This is a genomic window from Paenibacillus sp. GCM10027626 (assembly GCF_042676285.1).
Classification (GTDB): Bacteria; Bacillota; Bacilli; order Paenibacillales; family Paenibacillaceae; genus Paenibacillus_Z.
This window is the reverse complement of record NZ_JBHTHC010000005.1, coordinates 268,252-286,952: the sequence shown is the minus strand read 5'-3', so window position 1 is coordinate 286,952 and position 18,701 is coordinate 268,252. Positions and strand designations below refer to the sequence as shown.

Sequence of the window (18,701 nt, the reverse complement as noted above, 5' to 3'; positions counted from 1 at the left end):
GAAGAAGAATGAAACTGAGCAGGCACAGAAAAATACATGAAGTCATTGCAGCAGCATTGACTTTGGTGCTGTTTCTTACCTCCATTAGCCCAGCCCTGGCAGCTGACGCTGCTGTCGCTAAAACTGTGAACACAGAGGCTCACACACTGGGCAATTTTAAAGATGATTTCGGTCGATGGATTTTTGAAAATGGACCAGAGTTTCCTGGAGCTGTCGGTTCTTTTCAGCAAGAGCAGGAGACAGATTCAAACATTGGAACAGATGGCTATATAGCGAAACTGACGGGTAACTTTACGAATGGGGGGCTATATGTAGCCGCCCGGCGTCCCTTTGATCCGCTCGATATTAAGAAACTGGGTCTGCGCGTGAAAACAGAAGATACCTCCTTTGTTCGTCTGCGTATGACGGATAGCACCGGGCAGATTCACCAGCAAAAGCTTGCTTTATCTGCGAATGGTCAATATGAGGAGATTGAAGTCAATGTATTTAACGATGGAATTGACTATTCTCATTGGGGAGGTGTCAATGACGGAATCTGGCACGCTCCCGCCAAAGGAATTGTACTTATTTTGGAGCGTAGGGATCTTAAAGATAATAAAAAAGTCGGGCAGATTGAGGTTAGTGATGTAACCGCTTTCGCTCCGATGCCGCCGCTCAGGCTTGACCAAACGAAGCTTGGCAATATTTTTATACAAGGGGAGCAATCGATTATAAAAGCAGTAACGGCTGGTGATGAAATATCCTGGCGCGCTGTGGATTTTTGGGGCACCCAAGTAGCGGAGGGCACGATTCCAACTCCTAACGGGACAGCTTCAATTACACTACCAGTGACGGCAAACGGCTATTACTCCTTGCAAGTAACGGCTTTGCAAAACAGAGTACAGCTGGCGGCAGAGGAAACGTCATTTGCCATGCTTGATCCATTTGACATCACGCAATTTGACGACTCGCCTTTTGGACTGGCCACACATTTTGGGCAGACATGGAATGCAGAACTGGTTCCCTTGATCAGCAAGATGGGAGCCAAGAGCATTCGGGACGAAATTTACTGGAGCAACGTTGAGAAGACGCAAGGCCAGTACGAGTTTCTGTCCAAGCACGACATGTATATGAATGCGGTTGAGCAGAACGGAATCAATCCTTTTATCATTTTAGCTTATGGCAATCCGCTCTATGACGAGGGAAAAACACCCTATTCCGATACCGGGCGCGACGGTTTTGCCAAATATGGGAACGCAATCCTGGATCATTATCCGAATCAAATTGATTGGGTTGAGGTCTATAATGAGTTCAACCATTGGAATATTGGCAATACACCCCAATCAAATGCGGAGTATTACTTCAAGCTGCTCAAAGAGACTTATGAGCAAGTCAAGTCGAAGCATCCGGATGTTGCAATTGTGGGACCTGCAACTGCCGGGGGGGCGGAGATCTCTTGGATGGAGGAGTTATTTAAGTTTGGCGGGCTGCAGTACTTGGATGCAGTATCCATTCACCCGTATCGCTATCCGCATTCTCCAGAGGAATTGCTCGTTTCGGATTTGAACAATGTTCAAAATCTGATAAAAAAGTATAATAACCAACAAACAAAGCCAATTTGGCTCAGCGAACTTGGCTGGCCCTCAAACCAAGGGCCTGAAGGCATAAGCGAACAGACGCAGGCAAGATATCTGGTCAACAGTTATGTATTGGCACTCGCTAATGGCGTTGAAAAATATTTCTGGTATGACTTTATGAATGATGGGGTGCTCGCCAGCGAAAGAGAACAAAACTTCGGTATTATTCGCAACTCAGGGAGCAAGCTTGGGAAGTATACACCTAAACCGGCGTATGTAACCTATGGGGTAATGGCCAGAGAGCTGAGCGAGGCAAGCTTCGTACAGCAGGAAACGCCAGGAAATTCGATACGCAGTTATCTGTTCAGCGATCATAATCAGGATATCCGGGTCATGTGGTCTTCTGAGCCGCAGCAGATTACTTTGAAAGCGCCGTCACCGATTACGGTTACCGATATGATGGGTGTGACTCAATCCTATACGCCTGATGGAACTGGCAATATTTATCTGTCTCTCTCCGCGAATCCCGTATATATTCGAGGCAGTCTTACAGCGGTTACAACTGGCGGCCAATATATTCTCTATAATGGTGAAGCTTTGATTGGCGAACCGATTGCGACGAAGCTGACGGTGAGCAATACATCTCCAGCAGCTAAACCGATCGATGCCACGCTGAAAATCGGAGAATTGACCTATCCGGTAAAGGTGGACGCTGGTGTGCGCGAGGAAATTAGCATCACATTGCCGCCGCGAAATCAAGTTGGTATATGGACAGTAGCGGGAGCATTGGTCATGAATGGCCAAGTGATCGGCAGACTGGAAGCGCAAATGGAGATTAAACGGCCTTTTACCCTTCAGGCGAAGCATCAGTGGGATGAAAAGCAGAATGCCGAATTTCTGCGTGTTACGATCAGTAATCAATCAGAAGCCTCCCAGTCAATAGATAGTCTGGTGTGGAGCATCGGCAGCAGCAATGGAATCGAGCCGCTTGAGAAATCTGTTCCAGGCCGTTCGAGCATTGATGTGCTTCTTCCATTAAGTGAGCTTGACGGGCCCAAAACCTATGATTTTGGACTGAAACTGGTTGCACATCAAAGTGAAATGTTGAGTTATAACGGCAAGGTCGTTATCGCTGGCAATGCTGCTGTGACCGAGATTCCAAAGCAGACGATCAAGATGGACGGCACGCTTGATGAGGTCTCAGATTTACCTGTAATCGATATTATGAAGGAGGGCAACAATCGGTTATCGCCATACAATGGCGCAGCGGATTTAAGCGGTCAGGCGTGGCTGAGCTGGGATCAGCAAAATTTGTATTTCAGCGCGCGAATTCAGGATGATGTTTTTTCACAAACGGGTACAGGGGATCAGATATGGGAAGGGGACAGCATTCAGCTTGCCTTGGCGGCCGGGTATCCGGGAGAGCGTCAGGAACGATTTGAATATGGGATCGCACTAACCCCGGAAGGACCGCAAATTTACAGCTGGTATGCACATGGGAGAAGTCCCGGCCTCCAAAATGGGCAACTGGTTGTTAAACGTGACGATGACAAGCGGCAAACCGTTTATCAATTCGCCCTGCCATGGGAGGAAATAAGTCCGATCGATCCGGCAGACGGATTGTTCAGCCTGTCCTTCCTCGTCAATGATAATGACGGTCAAGGGAGAAAGGGGTATGTCGAATGGGGATCAGGGATCGGAACTGCCAAGAACCCGGCACTTTTCAAACCGGTTAGGCTGACAGGTGCGGAGAGCGAACCGCTGGCAGATACCGAAGCGCCGGTATGGCGGGAGGGTAGTAAGCTATCCGCGGCGGATGTCGCGCAAACGAGCATGAAGCTGCAGTGGCCGGCGGCGGCTGATAATGTCGGCGTAGCCGGATACCGGATTTATGTAGATGGAGCCGTAACTCACGATATTAGCGCAGGGGATGCCGGCTGTGCAGGACAGGAAGCGGGCGCGGCGGAAGGCAGGTGCGAATATGTTATTGCCGGCTTGAAGCCGGGTACTGCTTATCAGTTGGCGGTAAAGGCATACGATGCGGCCGGAAATGAGAGTGAGGAGCTTCGCGGGAGTGCGCAAACATTGAAGGAGAAACCAGGCAACGGGAATGGCAATGGTAACGGCAACGGCAATGGCAACGGTAACGGCAACGGTCACGGCAATGGCAATGGCAATGGCAATGGCAATGGCAATGGCAATGGCAATGGCAACGGCAATGGTAATGGCAACGGAAATGGTAATGGTAATGGTAATGGTAATGGTAATGGTAATGGCAACGGAAATGGTAATGGTAATGGCAACGGTAATAGCAATGGCAATGGTAACAGCGGCAACAATGGCAACAAAGGCAATAACGGGAAGAACTAGCATACTGACGGCGGCTCAGCCGGTGTGAATTTCAGCGGTTTTGCCGGCACGAAGCAAACATTTGCACCGGAGGAGCAGGCTTCACGTGCCGAAGCGGTAGTCGTCATTTTGCACATGCTGAGTAAGCAATAAAGCATAAGGGGGGCTGTCCAAAGTCGTGTTATGACTCGGGGCAGCCCTCTTGTACGCTTAGCGCCAAAGCAGATAAGACATAGAAAAGGCAATGGCAGCGCTTCAGCGCTGCTTGCGTAAAGGAGAGGCTGAACTTGCGATATAGAGGTGTTGAATTGCCGAATATATTGGCGGATGAGCAAGGAAAGAGAATAAAGAGCATAGGCGATTGGCAAAAACGGAGAAGAAACGAACTGCTGGAGTTATTCCGCAAGCATGTCTACGGAAGAGCGCTGATTGAAAAACCAGATTATATGAGGGTGGTTTTGAATAGTACGGAGGTAATGATGGCTAACCGCGCTATCCGTAAATGCAGCACAATTACAATTACAGGGCCAGGAGGCAAGCTGGACATTCCGTTTACAGTATTTATTCCTTCTAATGCAAAAGAACCCGTACCTGTATTTCTTCTAATTAACAACCGCGAGCCCCATGCTGCGGATTCGAATCGTAATGTGATAAGCGGTTTTTGGCCGGCGGAGCAAATAATTGAGCGAGGCTATGCGACGGCTGTTTTTCATGTCAGCCATATTGACCCGGATGAGCATGACGGTTTTCTCAACGGTGTGCACGGTATTTTTGACAACAGGCAGCGAGCCGGCGATGCATGGGGAACAATCGGTGCCTGGGCTTGGGGAGCCTCACGTGTGCTCGATGCGCTGGAACAAGATCAGGATATCGTGGCGAAGCGGGTCGCTATAACCGGCCACTCACGCAGCGACAAGACGGCATTATGGGCGGCTGCCCAAGATGAAAGGTTTGCCATGGCCATAAGCAATAACTCAGGCTCCACAGGAGCAGCGATTTCCAGACAAAACAAAGGAGAGAGAATTGAAGATATCAATACAGCTTTTCCGCATTGGTTTGCTGCTAACTACAAGTTGTTTAACGGGAAGGAAAATGGGCTGCCGGTCGATCAGCATATGCTGCTTAGCCTAATCGCCCCGCGTTTGCTTTATGTTTCAAGCGCATCGGCGGACGCATGGGCGGATCCTGAAGCCGAATACAGCTCGTTGTGCTTTGCGGAAGAGGTGTACAAGTTGTACGGGTTAAAGGTCCAATCTGTCTCTAAAATGCCGGAACCCGGCGTGCAAGTTTGCACAGAGCGGACAGGTTATCATCTTAGAGAAGGCATACATGACCTAACGGAATTGGATTGGCAATATTTTATGGATTTTGCAGACAGCCGGTTGAAGAAGTAGCAGTTGTGGCTGACACAATTTTTTAATGCGAAAGAGAGGCTTTATTGATGTTACAAGTAAGCAGTTGGACTGAAGGAAGCACAGATGAATGGAACGGAGGGCGTACATATGCAGGCTGAAAAATTTGTTGTCTACGCTCTTTTAGTTCTGAAAGCTTTCATTTATGGGTTATCTGTTCTATGGCTCGGAAGATTGCTGCACAATATTGGGTCTTTGATGTGTTAGCACTGCGCTTTCTTTTAAGTGCACTTGGCATCTTTGTATTAGTCCGGTTTGGAGTAATCAAGCTTCATTTTCAGGGGAAGCCAGTTAAATTTTGCTTCTTGTGCAATCTTTGAGCCGATTGGATATTTTTTGTTTGAAACATTGGGAATTCAGCAAACCTCTACTGTGATGGCTGGTATTATTTTAGCCTTAATGCCGCTAATCACTCTCATAACAGAAAGCATCATTCTGCGGGAGAGAACGACCTTGCTGCAACAGCCGTTTGTATGTCTGGGTATTTTGGGTGCCATCATCATTGTCTTCCTTAATTCAACACAAGAAGGAAGCAATGAATTAAAGGGAATATTGTTCTTGCTATTAGCGGTATTAAGCGGAAGTTTGTTTCTTGCCTTTTCGCGCAAGGCCTCAGCTTCATTTAGCTCTATGGAAATTACAGCATTTATGAGTGTTACCTCTGCAATCGTCTTTAACATCATTAATTTATCAAATACAGACGAGAAGACTCCTTCCTCAAAGCGGAAGCTTAGGTAGGAGATGAATCGTCTTCGGACAAGGGTGGCAATTTTGCCATCTCAATTGTCCGACATGATTTTCAAGCAGTTTCTTTCCTATTTGAAATCGAACTAGTGTTCTGGTATAATGGTAGATATGGGGGGATTGGAAATGAGTCTGAATACGATTACGATCAAACTTCCTTTGTATCGGCCCACATTGGTGAAACAAGACATGTATAAAACCATGCGATCCCACTTTTCACAAGCTAGCAACCAAGCCCTTCTGTACCTACAGGAAGTCCCAGTACGTAAGGCAACAGAGCTGGATCGCCTGCTTCGTTCCATACCATTACCATCCACACTGCTTCAAGAAGCAAGAAAACTGGCTGTCAGCCGGTATCAAGATTGGAGGAAGCATGAAAATACCAAGGGTTTTCCTTCCTTTCGAGCGAATATCTCGATTCTGTTTGACAATCAGAACTGGCGGCTCCGTTTCAATCAAGGACGCCTGAAAATCGGCATCCCCACCATCGAAGGCCATTTAACCATCGATAAATATGTGCCTGTGAGCACCAACGATTACTCCTTATTTTGGGTGAATTACCTTCTGACCGGGGAAATGGATCCAAACAGCAAACACTATAAACCTTCTTACGAAGGAATCTCGAAACCGAAAAAAGGGAATGCGCAGCTTTTTGAGCGTAAGGGAAAGTGGTATTTTGCTTTCACCTTTTCCTTCAAACTTCGGGAAACGCCGAAAACGAACAAAGCGATTGGCGTTGATCGCGGATTACGCCTCATTGCGGTTGCCGCCGATGCCGATACGGGGAACTACCTGACCTTTAACGGGAAACGTATTGGCCATATCCGGAGGCGGTATGCCCGTTTACGAAGGGAAATCCAGCAAGCGAAAAACATGAAAGCGCTCAAACGACTCGAACATAAAGAACGACGCATGATGCAATATTGGAATCATGTGATGGCCAAAACCATCGTGCAATTTGCGAGTATGGGCGGGGCGTCCATCATCAAGCTGGAAGACCTGAGCCACATTCGTTCGATGAAAAAATATTGGAAGCGTGCAGATCGCAATATTCATGCTTGGGCGTTCTATGATTTGGAACGAAAGATCACCTATAAAGCCGCGTTAGCCGAGCTAAACGTGGAAAAGGTGAATCCCTATAAAACCTCACAGGAATGCAGTCAATGCAGAATCATTCGGAAGAACCATCGCAGGAAAGATCAATTCCAATGCTCATGCGGCTATCACGATAACGCGGACGTCAATGCCGCCTTCGTCATATCCCGCAGACCATCTCTTGTCATATAAGACAAAACGACGGCGTAAAAAGCCGTTGTGCAGGGCTAGATACCTTGCATAAGGCACCTGACTGTGCTGAATACCTAACCGAGAAGTTCTATCCGTCACACCAAAGACGTTCAACATGGACGGAACTGAACCCCGGAGTTTGCTCGGATACAGATATGAGAGTACGCATCTCCTCTGTGATCATAGAACAAAATCCTAAGGTAATGGTAACTGAACCTGCTTCACGCTAATGAGGGGAATAAGGGGAATCCCCCGCCTCTAAGCAAAGTGTAGGCGGGGGAGGATGTCAAGATGCTGGACTCGGGGCTGGAGCTTGACGTATATAAGGCGTTTTCCGCCGATGAGGCGATCGATTGGCTGCAGCGGACGAAAATGGACATTGTCATTACGGATATCCGAATGCCGGGAATGTCCGGACTGCAGCTGCTAACGCTCATCAAGGAGCGCTGGCCGCACTGCAAGGTGATATTGCTGACGGGACACAATGCCTTTGACTACGTATATGAAGCGATACGCTATGACGGTGTTCGCTACTTACTGAAAACGGAAGGCTACGATGCCATTCTGGAGCTGGTGCGGGCTGCGATTGCAGAAATCGACGAGGCGCACCGGAAGGCGGACTTGATCGCAACGGCCGACCATCAAATGAAGCTCGCCTTGCCTATGCTGCATAAAGAGATGCTGTCTGGGCTTCTGCGCGGCGGGCGGATTACGGCCGAGCGGCGAATCAGCCGGTTCGGGCAACTGGATTTTCCGTTAGATGCTCAGCGGGGAGTCCGCTTGCTGCTTGCACGTATGGAGATTTCCGGGGAAACGGCTGACGAGAATGCATTTCGCTTCGATCTTGCGATTGAGCGCTACATGGGAGGCAAGTACAGCAAAGCTTTTCTCATCTGGGAAGACAGAACGCTGATTTGGCTGCTGCAGCCGGCGCCATCAACGCCCGAACAACCGGATGAAGACAGCGAAACCTGCCAGTTGAAGGGCAATCTGGAGCTGGCGCTGGAGACGTGCGAGGAAACGTTTGGCGTGTCCGCTCACTTTCTGCTTGATGACAGGCGTGCAAAATGGGAGGAAGTAGCGGACAGATTTGCGGCGCTTAGAAAGGAAATCGCCAGCTTGCCCGCGGTTGGCGGCAAGGGGAGTATAGCCGGATATGCTGCTGCGCTTTCCCCGGTGCCCAAGGCCCGGGCGCACGATATGGCGCTGCTGCAGGTGAAGAAGCTTGATTTGTTGGCCAGCTTGCTCGAGTCGGGGCAAAAGACCGCTTTCTCGGAGCTGCTGGAGGAAATGCTGAGCAGTGCGGAGCGTCCTGTCGCCGCCGATTTCCCGCAAGCCGCGCTGGGCATCTATTATCCGCTCTCGCTCATGCTGCTTGCACATGTGCAGGGCTGGAAAATGGAGGAACAGCTGACAGAGCTTCTGGAGCCGGATTTGCAGCTTGTGTATAATCCTGCCCTTGCTCCCGCACGGGCAGGAGAAGCTTTCCGCACATTTACGGATCTGCTGTTTGAATGGAGGCAGCACGAGCAGGATAGCCGGGTCAATTCCGTCATTCTATTCGTGCAGTCTTATGTGCAGGAGCATCTGGAGCAGGACTTGTCACTCGTCCGTCTGGCGGAGGTAAGCCGCTTGAATCCCTCCTACTTGTCCCGGTTGTTCAAGAGGGTGACGGGAATCAATTTGAACGTATATATTCAGGAAGCGCGGCTTAATAAGGCGGCGGAGCTGCTGCGCGAGTCGGATTACAAGATATATGAGATTGCAAGGATGGCCGGTTATGAATATCCGCCATATTTTACGAAAATTTTCCGGAAGTCTCTGGGGATGAGTCCACAGCAGTATCGCGACCTTCACGCCGGGAATGTCCTTACCGGGAGCGAGGGGGCCGGGGGGAATTCATCTGCTTCAATTATTCAATAGTTTCTACAGTAAAACGATCAGGGTAAAGAATTGTATATCAAAGTAATGATTAATCTCTTTGCATGATGGCTCAAATTTCATATTGTTATGTTAAAGCTCTTTTTGAAAGCGTTTTATAATCTGGGCGACGATATTAACGGGAAAGGAGCGGTGCGGCAGCACATATAAGCTTTGTTATTCTAAACTACAGAGGAGCTGACATACATGAGAATAAACAAGAAATGGACTGCAATCACCGTCATCTCGGCAATGCTATTGTCTGCAGTGCCGGCTGTTCAAGCGCAAGAGGGACAGCCTGAAATTCGCAATCTTGCCTTGGGTATGAATTACGAGTGGTCAGAGGCGCCGGAGGCAAGCCGTCCTGATAACGGGAGCAAGCTGACAGACGGACAGCATGGCGCATTGAATGTGTCAGACCCTGCTTGGGTTGGGCACAGACAGAAACAGACGCGTGAAGTCATTTTTGATTTGGGTGAACCGAAATCGATCTCGCAAATTAATGCTAGATTTTTGCAGGATTGGCCGAACAACGAAACGCTTGTCCCGCTTACGGTATCAATGTACGTTTCTGATGATAAGCAAAATTGGGGGACGCTTTCGCATAACGCCACCCAGCTGCTCTGGGGAGACGGCCCGCCAAGGGAAGAGATTTATACCTGGAAAGGCAGCAGAGACGGGATTAGAAGCGGCAACTTGAATGCCGAGGCGGCTTATGCCCGTTATGTGAAGGTGACCTTCTCCATGCACACGCGGGCATGGACGCTGATCGACGAAATCGAAATTATGGGTGCGGATGGCAAGCTGGCCGGCGCGGTAGTCGTTCCGCCGGAACAGACGGGGCTGCTGCAGGCAGGCGAGGCTACTGCCGGCATTGAAAATCTGGGCCTGCTGTACAACGGCCATTATCCAGGCGGCAAAGGTGACTGGAGCAAGGAAAGAATTATTCCGAACATCAGTTATGTAGATAAGTCCGGCCAGCCGGTGGACTGGATGTTTGATGGCGTGCTCTACCTGGGCTTACATACTCCTGAAGGACACGGCTTCGATGGAAGCGCCAACATGAATGACTGGCAGTGGTATCTGAACAAGACGTTTGCAGCCAATGGCGATATGGACCAATTGGATGCGGCAACCGCTGAAGTCGGGACCAAATTAAATGATGCAGCGCATAAAACAAAAGTAGTGCTGATGATTCCCGATCCGGGGGAATATATGAAGGACTTCGGGGATGTCGATGGCGACGGCATCGTTGAAAACTTTAGAGTGTCCGATGTAGGCAGAGAGAAAGCGCTGGAGAACAGGGCCAAGGCGGTACAATGGTATGTGAATCTGGTACAGCAGAAATGGGCGGAAAAAAATTACGCGCATCTCGAGCTTGTCGGCTTATACTGGCTGGAGGAGCAAATTAGCACAAGCTCTGTCGGTCCTGATACGTTAAAGCTGGTCAGCAAAATTGTACATGACAGCAATTTCAAATTTTTCTGGATTCCGCATTCCCTCGCTTATAAATCATACATGTGGAAGGATGTAGGGTTTGACGCAGCAGCTTTCCAGCCGAATTATTTTTTCGAGGAGATGGGAGTAGACCGCCTGGAGGATGCAGCTAATATAGCCAAACGATACGGAATGTCGCTTGAGCTTGAATTTGATGACCGTATGGTGAATGACGGCATTTTCCGCGAGCGCTTCATCGATTATTTGAACAGCGGCGTGGAGACGGGACTGATGCAGTCCGGCTTCAAGGCGTATTATCAAGGAAACAATGCGGTATATGACACAGCGGTAAGCAGCGCTCCTGCAACGCGTGTATTATATGACTGGCTCTATCAGTTTGTAAAAGGCACCTATCAAGTCAACAACGCGGCTCCGCCTGAGGTTGAGGTTCAAATGAACGGGCAGCTGCTGGAAAGCGGCGTTTCCGTGCCGGATAACGAGAAGATTTCCTTCACATGGGCGCTCAAAAATGAGGATGAAAGCGGCCTGGCGCAAGTAACGGCCAAATTCGACGGCAAGCCGTATACGGCAGGCGCGGAAATCGACCTGGTGGGCAAAGCCGGCAAGCATGAGCTGGCCATTACTGTAGCGGCAGGTAAAACGAAGACAACTTCCTACATTATTGAAGCAACTATGGACGCTTCCAGCATGATGAAGCTGGTCGACAAATATCAAGCAAGCAACCAAATTACGAATGCCGACGGCATCCGTGCACTCAAGGCTCATCTGGAGCTGATGAAGCGTTACGAAGGCAGCGATGCGGAAAAGGTTACGAAGTACTTGAAGGGCTTTAATGCCAAGCTGGATCAGCTGACGAAGGAGCAGGGCATCTCAGCCGGTGCTTATACGGAGCTCAAAGAGGGCGTATACCATCTGGCAGGAAGTCTGGCACAGGATAAGCCGGCCGAAGCGTCCTCGGTAGAGGGCGGATTGGCAACGCTTGCCCCTGGCAATGCTGTTGACGGCTTCCCGGCTACACGCTGGGCAAGCAATACGGTGGACGATGTCTGGTTCCAGGTCGATCTTGGCGAAGTGACCGAAATGGATGCGGTTAGGATCGATTGGGAATATGCCCGTGCCAAAACCTATAAGCTGCTCGTCTCCGACGATAAGCAAAATTGGCGCAGTGTCATTACGGAAAACGACGGAATCATTACCGCCAAGGATGGCAAGGAAACCGTACTGTTCGCTCCGGTTAAAGCGAGATATATTAAATTTGTAGGCCTGAAAAGGGAAACCTTCTACGGCTACTCCTTCTACGAATTCGGCGTCTATAACCTGGCGCAAAAAGAAACAATCGCCACGATTGACGGTGTTGGCGCAACCGTTGACGCAGCGGCTAAACAGGCAGTTGTGAGCGGTCTGATCATGAACGGCAAGCTTGCCGAGGTCAATGTGAAAGTGCTTGATCCGCAAGGTCAGGTTTATTATGAAGGCAAGACGGCCGTGAACGAAGCGGGCAGCTTCCAGATTGCCATTCCGCTTGCCGCTGCCGCTGAAGGCGTGTATGAAGCTCAATTGTCCACGAATGGCATGATTGAGCCGGAAAAAGTGAGGTTTGAGTATAAGCAGACGGACCAGACGGCTCCGGTCACAACTGCTGCAGTTTCTCCGGAACAGCCGGATGGGCAAAATGGCTGGTACAAACAGGCGGTAACGGTCAGCCTGACGGCCGAGGATGAGGAATCCGGCATTGCGAAAACCGAATACAGCCTGGATGGCGGGACGAACTGGCAGGTCTATTCGCAGCCGCTTGTTTTTGACAAGGATGGCAGCTACAGCGTCAGCTACCGTTCGACAGACAACGAAGGAAACGTGGAAGAGGCGAAGGCGGTCAGCTTCCAGATCGATGCAGCCGCTCCTGTCATCACGATCGCTTCTCCGGTTGACGGAACGTATACGAGCGCCGAGCAAGTAACGCTGCAGTTCGCAGTAAGCGACGCTTTATCAGGCGCAGATGTCTCCAAGACTGTAGCGCTGCTGGATGGCAAAGCAGTGCAGGCCGGTGCTGCGATCGACTTATACCAGCTGGAGCCGGGAGCACATGAATTTACGGTTACGGCCGCGGATTTGGCGGGTAATACGGCAAGCAACGTCGTTCGTTTCCAAGTTGCCGCCAGTCTGGACAGCTTAAAACAGCTGGTGCAAAAATTCTATACCGACGGCTGGATCGACAATAAAGGGATCGCCAACAGCCTGCAGAGCAAGCTGGAGCAAGGCAATGCCAAAAGCTTTATCAATCAGGTAGAGGCGCAAGCCGGCAAACATATCGCCAGCGAAGCAGCGACGATTTTGCTGCGCATCGCGCGGATGCTGTAGCTAACCTGCAATCGCAGCCGGCGGGCTGTCAGAATGGGAAGCGCCCGCGTATAACTATCCCAAATCCAGGGTGAAAAAGCCGCCAACCCCCGCCGAAAGCGGGATGGCGGCTTTTTCTATATTTGAAACAGGGCAGGATCAACAAGGCTTTCAGGCCCCAACTTGCTTCAGGCAAAGCTGTGGCCGATTTTAATTGTAGCTGGCGCGCCAGACACGCGCTTTATAGATCGCCGCCCCTGGGAGCACTGCCTTCTTGTTGGAGATGGAAAAGTCAACCGTGTCTGTACACCAGTCATTCAATCCGCACCCGGTTTCGGTCCGTACAAGCTGATCCGGAACCGTAGATACGACCTGGCCTGACGGCATGTTGCCCACGCTCTTCACATTTGCGCGGCTAATGAATTCGTGGCCGGGATAGGTTTCATCAAATTCGTTCCGCGATTTTATATATTGATAGACATGACTCTCCGTGCTCACCCATAACCGGTCCGGATTACCGTAGACCGGCTGCAAATCATGCCCTGAGCTTGTCGGCAACGCTGTCCGCCTGGCCTCCCGGATAACCGGCGCTTCACTTGTTCCTGCAATTTCCAGCGCAACCAGATCATCATCCCCGACTGCCCAAAGCAGTTGGAGCTGCGGGTCCCATTGAACGCCATGAGCGCCTGCCAGAGAAAATTCGGCATAATCGGCCGCATCCGCTCCAAGCGATGAAAGATAGATGCGCACCCAGCCGCTATGGCTTGCGGCGACCGCCAGATTACCGTCAGGCAGCAGCTCGACAGAATGAGGATTGTCTCCGACATTCAGCCCCCATTGCTTGTCTCCTTGAGGATAAGCGACGATTGCTGCCAAGCCTGCAGAATCAGAAACAATCATCGAATAGCTCTCATAAACGCTATTCCACCTCAGCTTCGCATCAGTCGGCAGTCCCCAGGCAGACAGCAAGGAAGCAAATCCCTTGTCTTCTTCAGGCGCCCATGTCCATACAGCAGTGGAGACAGCCCAATTTTCAGCTTCCGGATCAAGTAAAATAATTTGCTTTACCTGTTGGTCCGTTACCGCAATGTAGCGTTCATGCGCATCCATATAGGATTGGAGCAGGCGTTTCCAGCAATCGCTAAGCTTGTAAGGATCGACGGGACGAACCTCAAATAAAAAAGGCCCCTGGTAGCCGCTATCCGCCAATGCGGCGATCACATGATTCCAGCGGATCACTCCTTCGCCAGGATAAAAATGCCGTTCATCCACGCCATCGTTATCGGACATATGAACCGTATAAATGCGGGAGCTAATCTTTCGTATGAAATCCTCCGGCGCTTCCTGAAGCAAATGATTCACATCACAGCATACGCCAAGCCGTTTGTCTGCCTCCAGCAGCTGCGCAATTTCACTGCTTGTATTCCCCAAACAGGTTCTTGGAAGGCATTCTACAGCGAGCTGGATGCCAAGCCCAGCTGCTATCCCCGTCAGCCTTGCCAATCCCTGCTTGCAGCCGCGCAGCCGTTCATCTCTTTCCTCAAAAGGGATCGGCTCCCAGCTGGGATGAAGGACAGCCGTTTGAATATTCCACTGCGCAGCTTGCCGCAGCAGCTGCGAATGACGCGCAACTGCAGCCTCCCGTTCCTCGGTCCGTGTGCTGGACACATCCCATTCCGGCCCATAGGGCAGATGAATGGACCACACTTCAAGCCCTAATGCTCGCGCCTGATCTACGATTGCGGTACAGCGCTGTACATTGGCGGGATCTGTCAGGTCGAATTCATCATTTCGCCATGCAAGCTCTACATAATGGATGCCTGCGGCCTGTATATCCTTTAGTTCCATTGAAAGAACAGCTTCCGCTCCAATTCGCAGCGAGGTTCCAAGCAGCCATGCGGACGGAGCAGCCAGGGCAGAGCGAACAGCCCTTTCCTGCCCTTGATCAGGCCGTGAGTTTTCATTGCGCATCATTTCCATCCTCCTCATTTTCTCATCTTTCATGATCTCAACACTGGTTTGCCTTTCATGCTCTACGCCTGTTCCTTTCGTCAGTCCCTTCGTATCTTCCTGCATGTCATTTCCGAACAATAGGATTAAAAACATGCAGAGCAGGGCAGAATCGGTAAATCAGAACTTGACGGACAAATGAGGACTAGGCAAATAGGAAGGGGCTACTATAAGATAGAACATACCGGTCAAAAGAGAACCTTTAATGATGAAGGGGGAAAGGGGTTATCAGCTATGTTCAGATCGACATCCTGGCGCATATTTGTGATCAGCGGCATTTTCTTCGCAATTACGATTATTCCGTTTTCGTTGTTTCTGGCTAACCGATTTTCTCAATTCGCATACTCTCAGATGGGAACGTTCAATCAGGACCGCATCGATGAAATGGCAGAGCGGACGGAGTTTATGCTGGCCAAGCTGAAATGGTACAGCCTGAATATGTATGAAGACAATACCGTTCAAAGCTGGATATATGCTTCCGCCGAAAATCTGCTGCAAAATGCCGGTACGATGCGGGTTTTAACCAAGTATTTATCTAATGAGCCTTATATTGAATCCGCTTACTTATTCAGCATGCGCAAACGTGAGGTCATCGACTCCAAAGTTGGACTGCTCCCGTTCGAGGAGTTCGCCGATCAGCCGATGCTGCAGCGGATCGAGCGTAATCCCGGGTCCTTCCTCCGCTACTTTGATCACCAAATAGGAAAAAACTCGTATTTGGCGCTTCAGCTTCCTTCGACTCCTGTCCAGAAAAACCGCGACGGGTATCTTGTCGTCCTGTTCGACAAGAAGGAGCTGCAAAAGCATTTGATCTCGGGCGGCGGAAGGGCGGATGCGCTGCTCTCGATTGTGGATGATCAGGGCAGGCTGATCCTGGGGCAATCGGATGAGCGGCTCGAGGAGAGCGTTAGTAACGTCCAGACTGGATTGAAGCGGGGATCATTCGAGCTGAACCGTGCCGAAGGGGAAGCGTTCGTTAATTATGCCCGCCTTGAATCGCTGGGGTGGACCATAATATCCATCACGGAGATGAAGCAATTCCGGGAAAAGGCCGATGCGTTCAAAACCGTCATTATCGCCTGCTCGCTGCTGCTGCTTGCGGCGCTGCTCCTGATCGCCTATTGGAATTCACGCCGTTTCGTCGGGCCATTCCGCCGGCTGGCAGATCAGCTGCAGCGGATGCTGGGCGTGAAGGGGGAGAACGATTATGGCGTCATTGAAAAGGGAGTCGTCATGCTTCGCGATCATTACCCGCTGATCAAGACCGAATATTTGCGGCAGTGGCTGCTGCAGGGCAGGCTTACCGATAGCGCCAGAGCGGCGATTGTCCGTGAATCCGGTCTGCTTAACTACGAATGGCTTCGGCTGGCCGTTGTCAAAATTGATTCCTATTATGAAATGTCCGAGCAGTACGATTTTGTCTCGCGCAAGCTGCTCAAGTATGCAATCGGCAACATCGCGGAGGAGCTGCTGGGCCGGCCGGAACGGCCGATAGAGGTGGTCGATTTCGGTTCGGACCATCTCGTTGTGCTCGTTGGCGCAGCCAGTTCCTCGCCTGATCCTGAATTGACCGAAGAGCTGAAGGAGCTGCGCCGGCAAGTTGCCAGCTACGTCAAATTGGACGTCACGATCGCGGAAAGCGATGCCCGCCGCGTGCATGATGATTTGCGCAAAGTATACGATGATATGAATGAACTGACTTTGTTCAAGTTTGTCAGCGGCGATGACAAAATCTACATCGAACAGGACTTTGAGCGCTATGCCGATCTGCAGGCTCCGATTGAGGAGGCCGTGCATGAAAGTCTGATCCAGACGATTCGCAGCGGCAAAGAGGAGAAGGCGCTGGCGATGCTGGAGGAGTTGTTCGTACGCTTGCAGACGATGAAATATACCGAGTGCCAATTCCAGCTAAAGCTGCTTCTGTTTGCGATCGTCAAATCGTTCAGCAAAATGACGTCCATCCAGAGTGTTGAAGGGATTGAACATCACTTGAGGCAGTTTGCCACGCTTGCCGACGTCCGTGAATGGCTAAAGGAGGAGAGCGGCCGGATCATTCGGCTGCTCAGCGACCGAAAAGGCTTCAACCGCAAAGAAAAGCTGGTCGAGGAAATAATAGAATATGTTCGCTACCATATTCATGACCCGATTTTGTCAGTGGAAGAGATCGCGGATCATATCGCGTTGACAAGCAAATACGTTCGGCACCTGTTTCATGAGCAATATGGCATGCCGCTATCGAATTTTATTTTGAACGAACGGCTGAGCAAGGTTAAGGAACTGCTGGAACAGACGAGCTTGCAGGTGACCGATATCGCAGAGCAGTCCGGTTTCCAGACGAAAAGCCACTTTTTCACCGCCTTTAAGAAAGCGACCGGCATGACGCCGACCCAATACCGCGACAGCAAGGCGGTCGAGCGGATGACCGGGAACTCGGCGAACTAGCGGATGCGGGGATGACCGAGAGCCCGGCGCTTTGGCAGGCGAATCAGGCAATTGCGAACTTGCCGGGCAAATAATAACCCGCCAATACGAGCAAATCGGCCGATCGAGAACCGGATAAGGCCAATGAGAACTAGGCAGCTTCTCATTGTGAATGCTACGATGACATCGTTCGAATCCTGCAAGCCAAATAAGAAAGGAGGAACGCTTTTGGAGCGACGGAGAAGGTTTGGCGGGGCGTTCGTGCGCGAGCTGTCGCGGAACAGATATTTGTACCTGCTGGCGCTGCCCGGCATCGCGTTTCTGGCTGTATTCGCATATATGCCGATGCTTGGGCACCTGCTCGCCTTCCAGAATTACCGGCTATCGGATGGAATATGGGGGAGCGAATGGGTCGGATTCAAAAACTTCGAGTTTTTCTTCAACGGGAAAGACTGGCTGCGCGTGACACTGAACACGGTGTTCCTCAATGCGCTGTTTCTCGTATCCGGTCTCGGCAGCGCAGTTGTGCTGGCCATCTTTCTGAATGAAGTCCGAAACAGACTGTTCAAGCGGATTGCGCAATCGTTTGTTTTTTTACCGTACTTTATTTCATGGCTTGTCGTCAGCATGATGGCGCTAACGCTGTTCAGCACATCGGAGGGGCTGATAAACCGCGCTCTTGCCGTTCTTGGCTTTGAAGGCGTGGACTGGTATTTGACGCCCGGCGTATGGCCGTACATCCTGACCGTAATCAGCGCCTGGAAGATCGCCGGATATAATTCGATTATTTTTTTGGCGGTCATTACAGGCATCTCCGCGGAATATTACGAGAGCGCGCGAATCGAAGGCGCGAGCCGGATGCAGCAGATGCTCTACATTACACTGCCGCTCATGCGGCCGATCGTGATGGTATTGGCGCTGCTCGGCGTTGGCCGCATTTTCTACGGCGATTTCGGCATGATTTACGCGATCATTGGAGATAACGGCGTACTTTTTCCAACGACGGATGTCATCGACTCGTATGCGTACCGCGCGCTGCGGCAGCTGGGCAACTTCAGCATGTCCTCCGCCGTCATCGTATACCAGTCCTGCATGGGGCTTGTCACGATTCTGATCTTCAATGCGATAGCGCGCAAGGTGGACGCGGATTCAAGACTATTCTAAAAAGGGTTCGGCGAAGCGGGCGGAGGCTCGGCGCAAATAGCCT

General features: G+C 50.7%; 9 protein-coding genes. 8 read left to right on the top strand and 1 reads right to left on the bottom strand.

The window, feature by feature from the left end:
* Nucleotides 1-8 precede the first annotated feature (8 nt).
* The 6 genes from ACFQ0N_RS12655 (at nt 9) to ACFQ0N_RS12630 (ending at nt 13,084) form a co-directional block, all read left to right on the top strand.
* Nucleotides 9-3,926, top strand: a complete 3,918-nt coding sequence (locus ACFQ0N_RS12655) for a sugar-binding protein (protein WP_379326492.1) — start codon at nt 9-11, stop codon at nt 3,924-3,926.
* Nucleotides 3,927-4,192: 266 nt separating this feature from the next.
* Nucleotides 4,193-5,299 (top strand): glucuronyl esterase domain-containing protein, encoded by a 1,107-nt coding sequence (locus tag ACFQ0N_RS12650; RefSeq protein ID WP_379326490.1) that lies wholly within the window; start codon nt 4,193-4,195, stop codon nt 5,297-5,299.
* A gap of 291 nt (nt 5,300-5,590) precedes the next feature.
* Nucleotides 5,591-6,055 carry a DMT family transporter gene (locus ACFQ0N_RS12645; RefSeq protein ID WP_379326668.1) on the top strand — a complete coding sequence of 155 codons (465 nt, stop codon included), beginning with the start codon at nt 5,591-5,593 and terminating at the stop codon, nt 6,053-6,055.
* A 132-nt stretch (nt 6,056-6,187) separates the two neighbouring features.
* The gene (locus ACFQ0N_RS12640; protein ID WP_379326488.1) at nt 6,188-7,348 is read left to right on the top strand and encodes an RNA-guided endonuclease TnpB family protein; all 1,161 of its coding nucleotides are present in this window, start codon (nt 6,188-6,190) and stop codon (nt 7,346-7,348) included.
* 291 nt (nt 7,349-7,639) lie between these two features.
* On the top strand, nt 7,640-9,271 hold the full coding sequence (locus tag ACFQ0N_RS12635) for a helix-turn-helix domain-containing protein (RefSeq protein ID WP_379326486.1): 1,632 nt from the start codon (nt 7,640-7,642) through the stop codon (nt 9,269-9,271).
* 204 nt (nt 9,272-9,475) lie between these two features.
* Entirely contained in the window at nt 9,476-13,084 is a 3,609-nt protein-coding gene (locus ACFQ0N_RS12630; protein WP_379326484.1) for a DUF4855 domain-containing protein, read from the top strand.
* A 189-nt stretch (nt 13,085-13,273) separates the two neighbouring features.
* On the opposite strand, the gene ACFQ0N_RS12625 is transcribed toward ACFQ0N_RS12630, so the two are convergent.
* Entirely contained in the window at nt 13,274-15,037 is a 1,764-nt protein-coding gene (locus tag ACFQ0N_RS12625) for a DUF6528 family protein (RefSeq protein WP_379326482.1), read from the bottom strand.
* Between the two features lie 270 nt (nt 15,038-15,307).
* On the opposite strand from ACFQ0N_RS12625, the gene ACFQ0N_RS12620 reads away from it, so the two are divergent.
* On the top strand, nt 15,308-17,515 hold the full coding sequence (locus tag ACFQ0N_RS12620; protein WP_379326480.1) for an AraC family transcriptional regulator: 2,208 nt from the start codon (nt 15,308-15,310) through the stop codon (nt 17,513-17,515).
* 207 nt (nt 17,516-17,722) lie between these two features.
* Nucleotides 17,723-18,658, top strand: coding sequence for an ABC transporter permease (locus ACFQ0N_RS12615; RefSeq protein WP_379326478.1), 936 nt, complete (start codon nt 17,723-17,725; stop codon nt 18,656-18,658).
* Nucleotides 18,659-18,701 lie beyond the last annotated feature (43 nt).

Bases quoted from the DNA above. Each gene is read 5' to 3' on its own strand.
- ACFQ0N_RS12625 (WP_379326482.1), bottom strand. From the start codon at position 15,037: ATGATGCGCAATGAAAACTCACGGCCTGATCAAGGGCAGGAAAGGGCT.
- ACFQ0N_RS12655 (WP_379326492.1), top strand. From the start codon at position 9: ATGAAACTGAGCAGGCACAGAAAAATACATGAAGTCATTGCAGCAGCA.
- ACFQ0N_RS12635 (WP_379326486.1), top strand. From the start codon at position 7,640: ATGCTGGACTCGGGGCTGGAGCTTGACGTATATAAGGCGTTTTCCGCC.
- ACFQ0N_RS12630 (WP_379326484.1), top strand. From the start codon at position 9,476: ATGAGAATAAACAAGAAATGGACTGCAATCACCGTCATCTCGGCAATG.
- ACFQ0N_RS12640 (WP_379326488.1), top strand. From the start codon at position 6,188: ATGAGTCTGAATACGATTACGATCAAACTTCCTTTGTATCGGCCCACA.
- ACFQ0N_RS12620 (WP_379326480.1), top strand. From the start codon at position 15,308: ATGTTCAGATCGACATCCTGGCGCATATTTGTGATCAGCGGCATTTTC.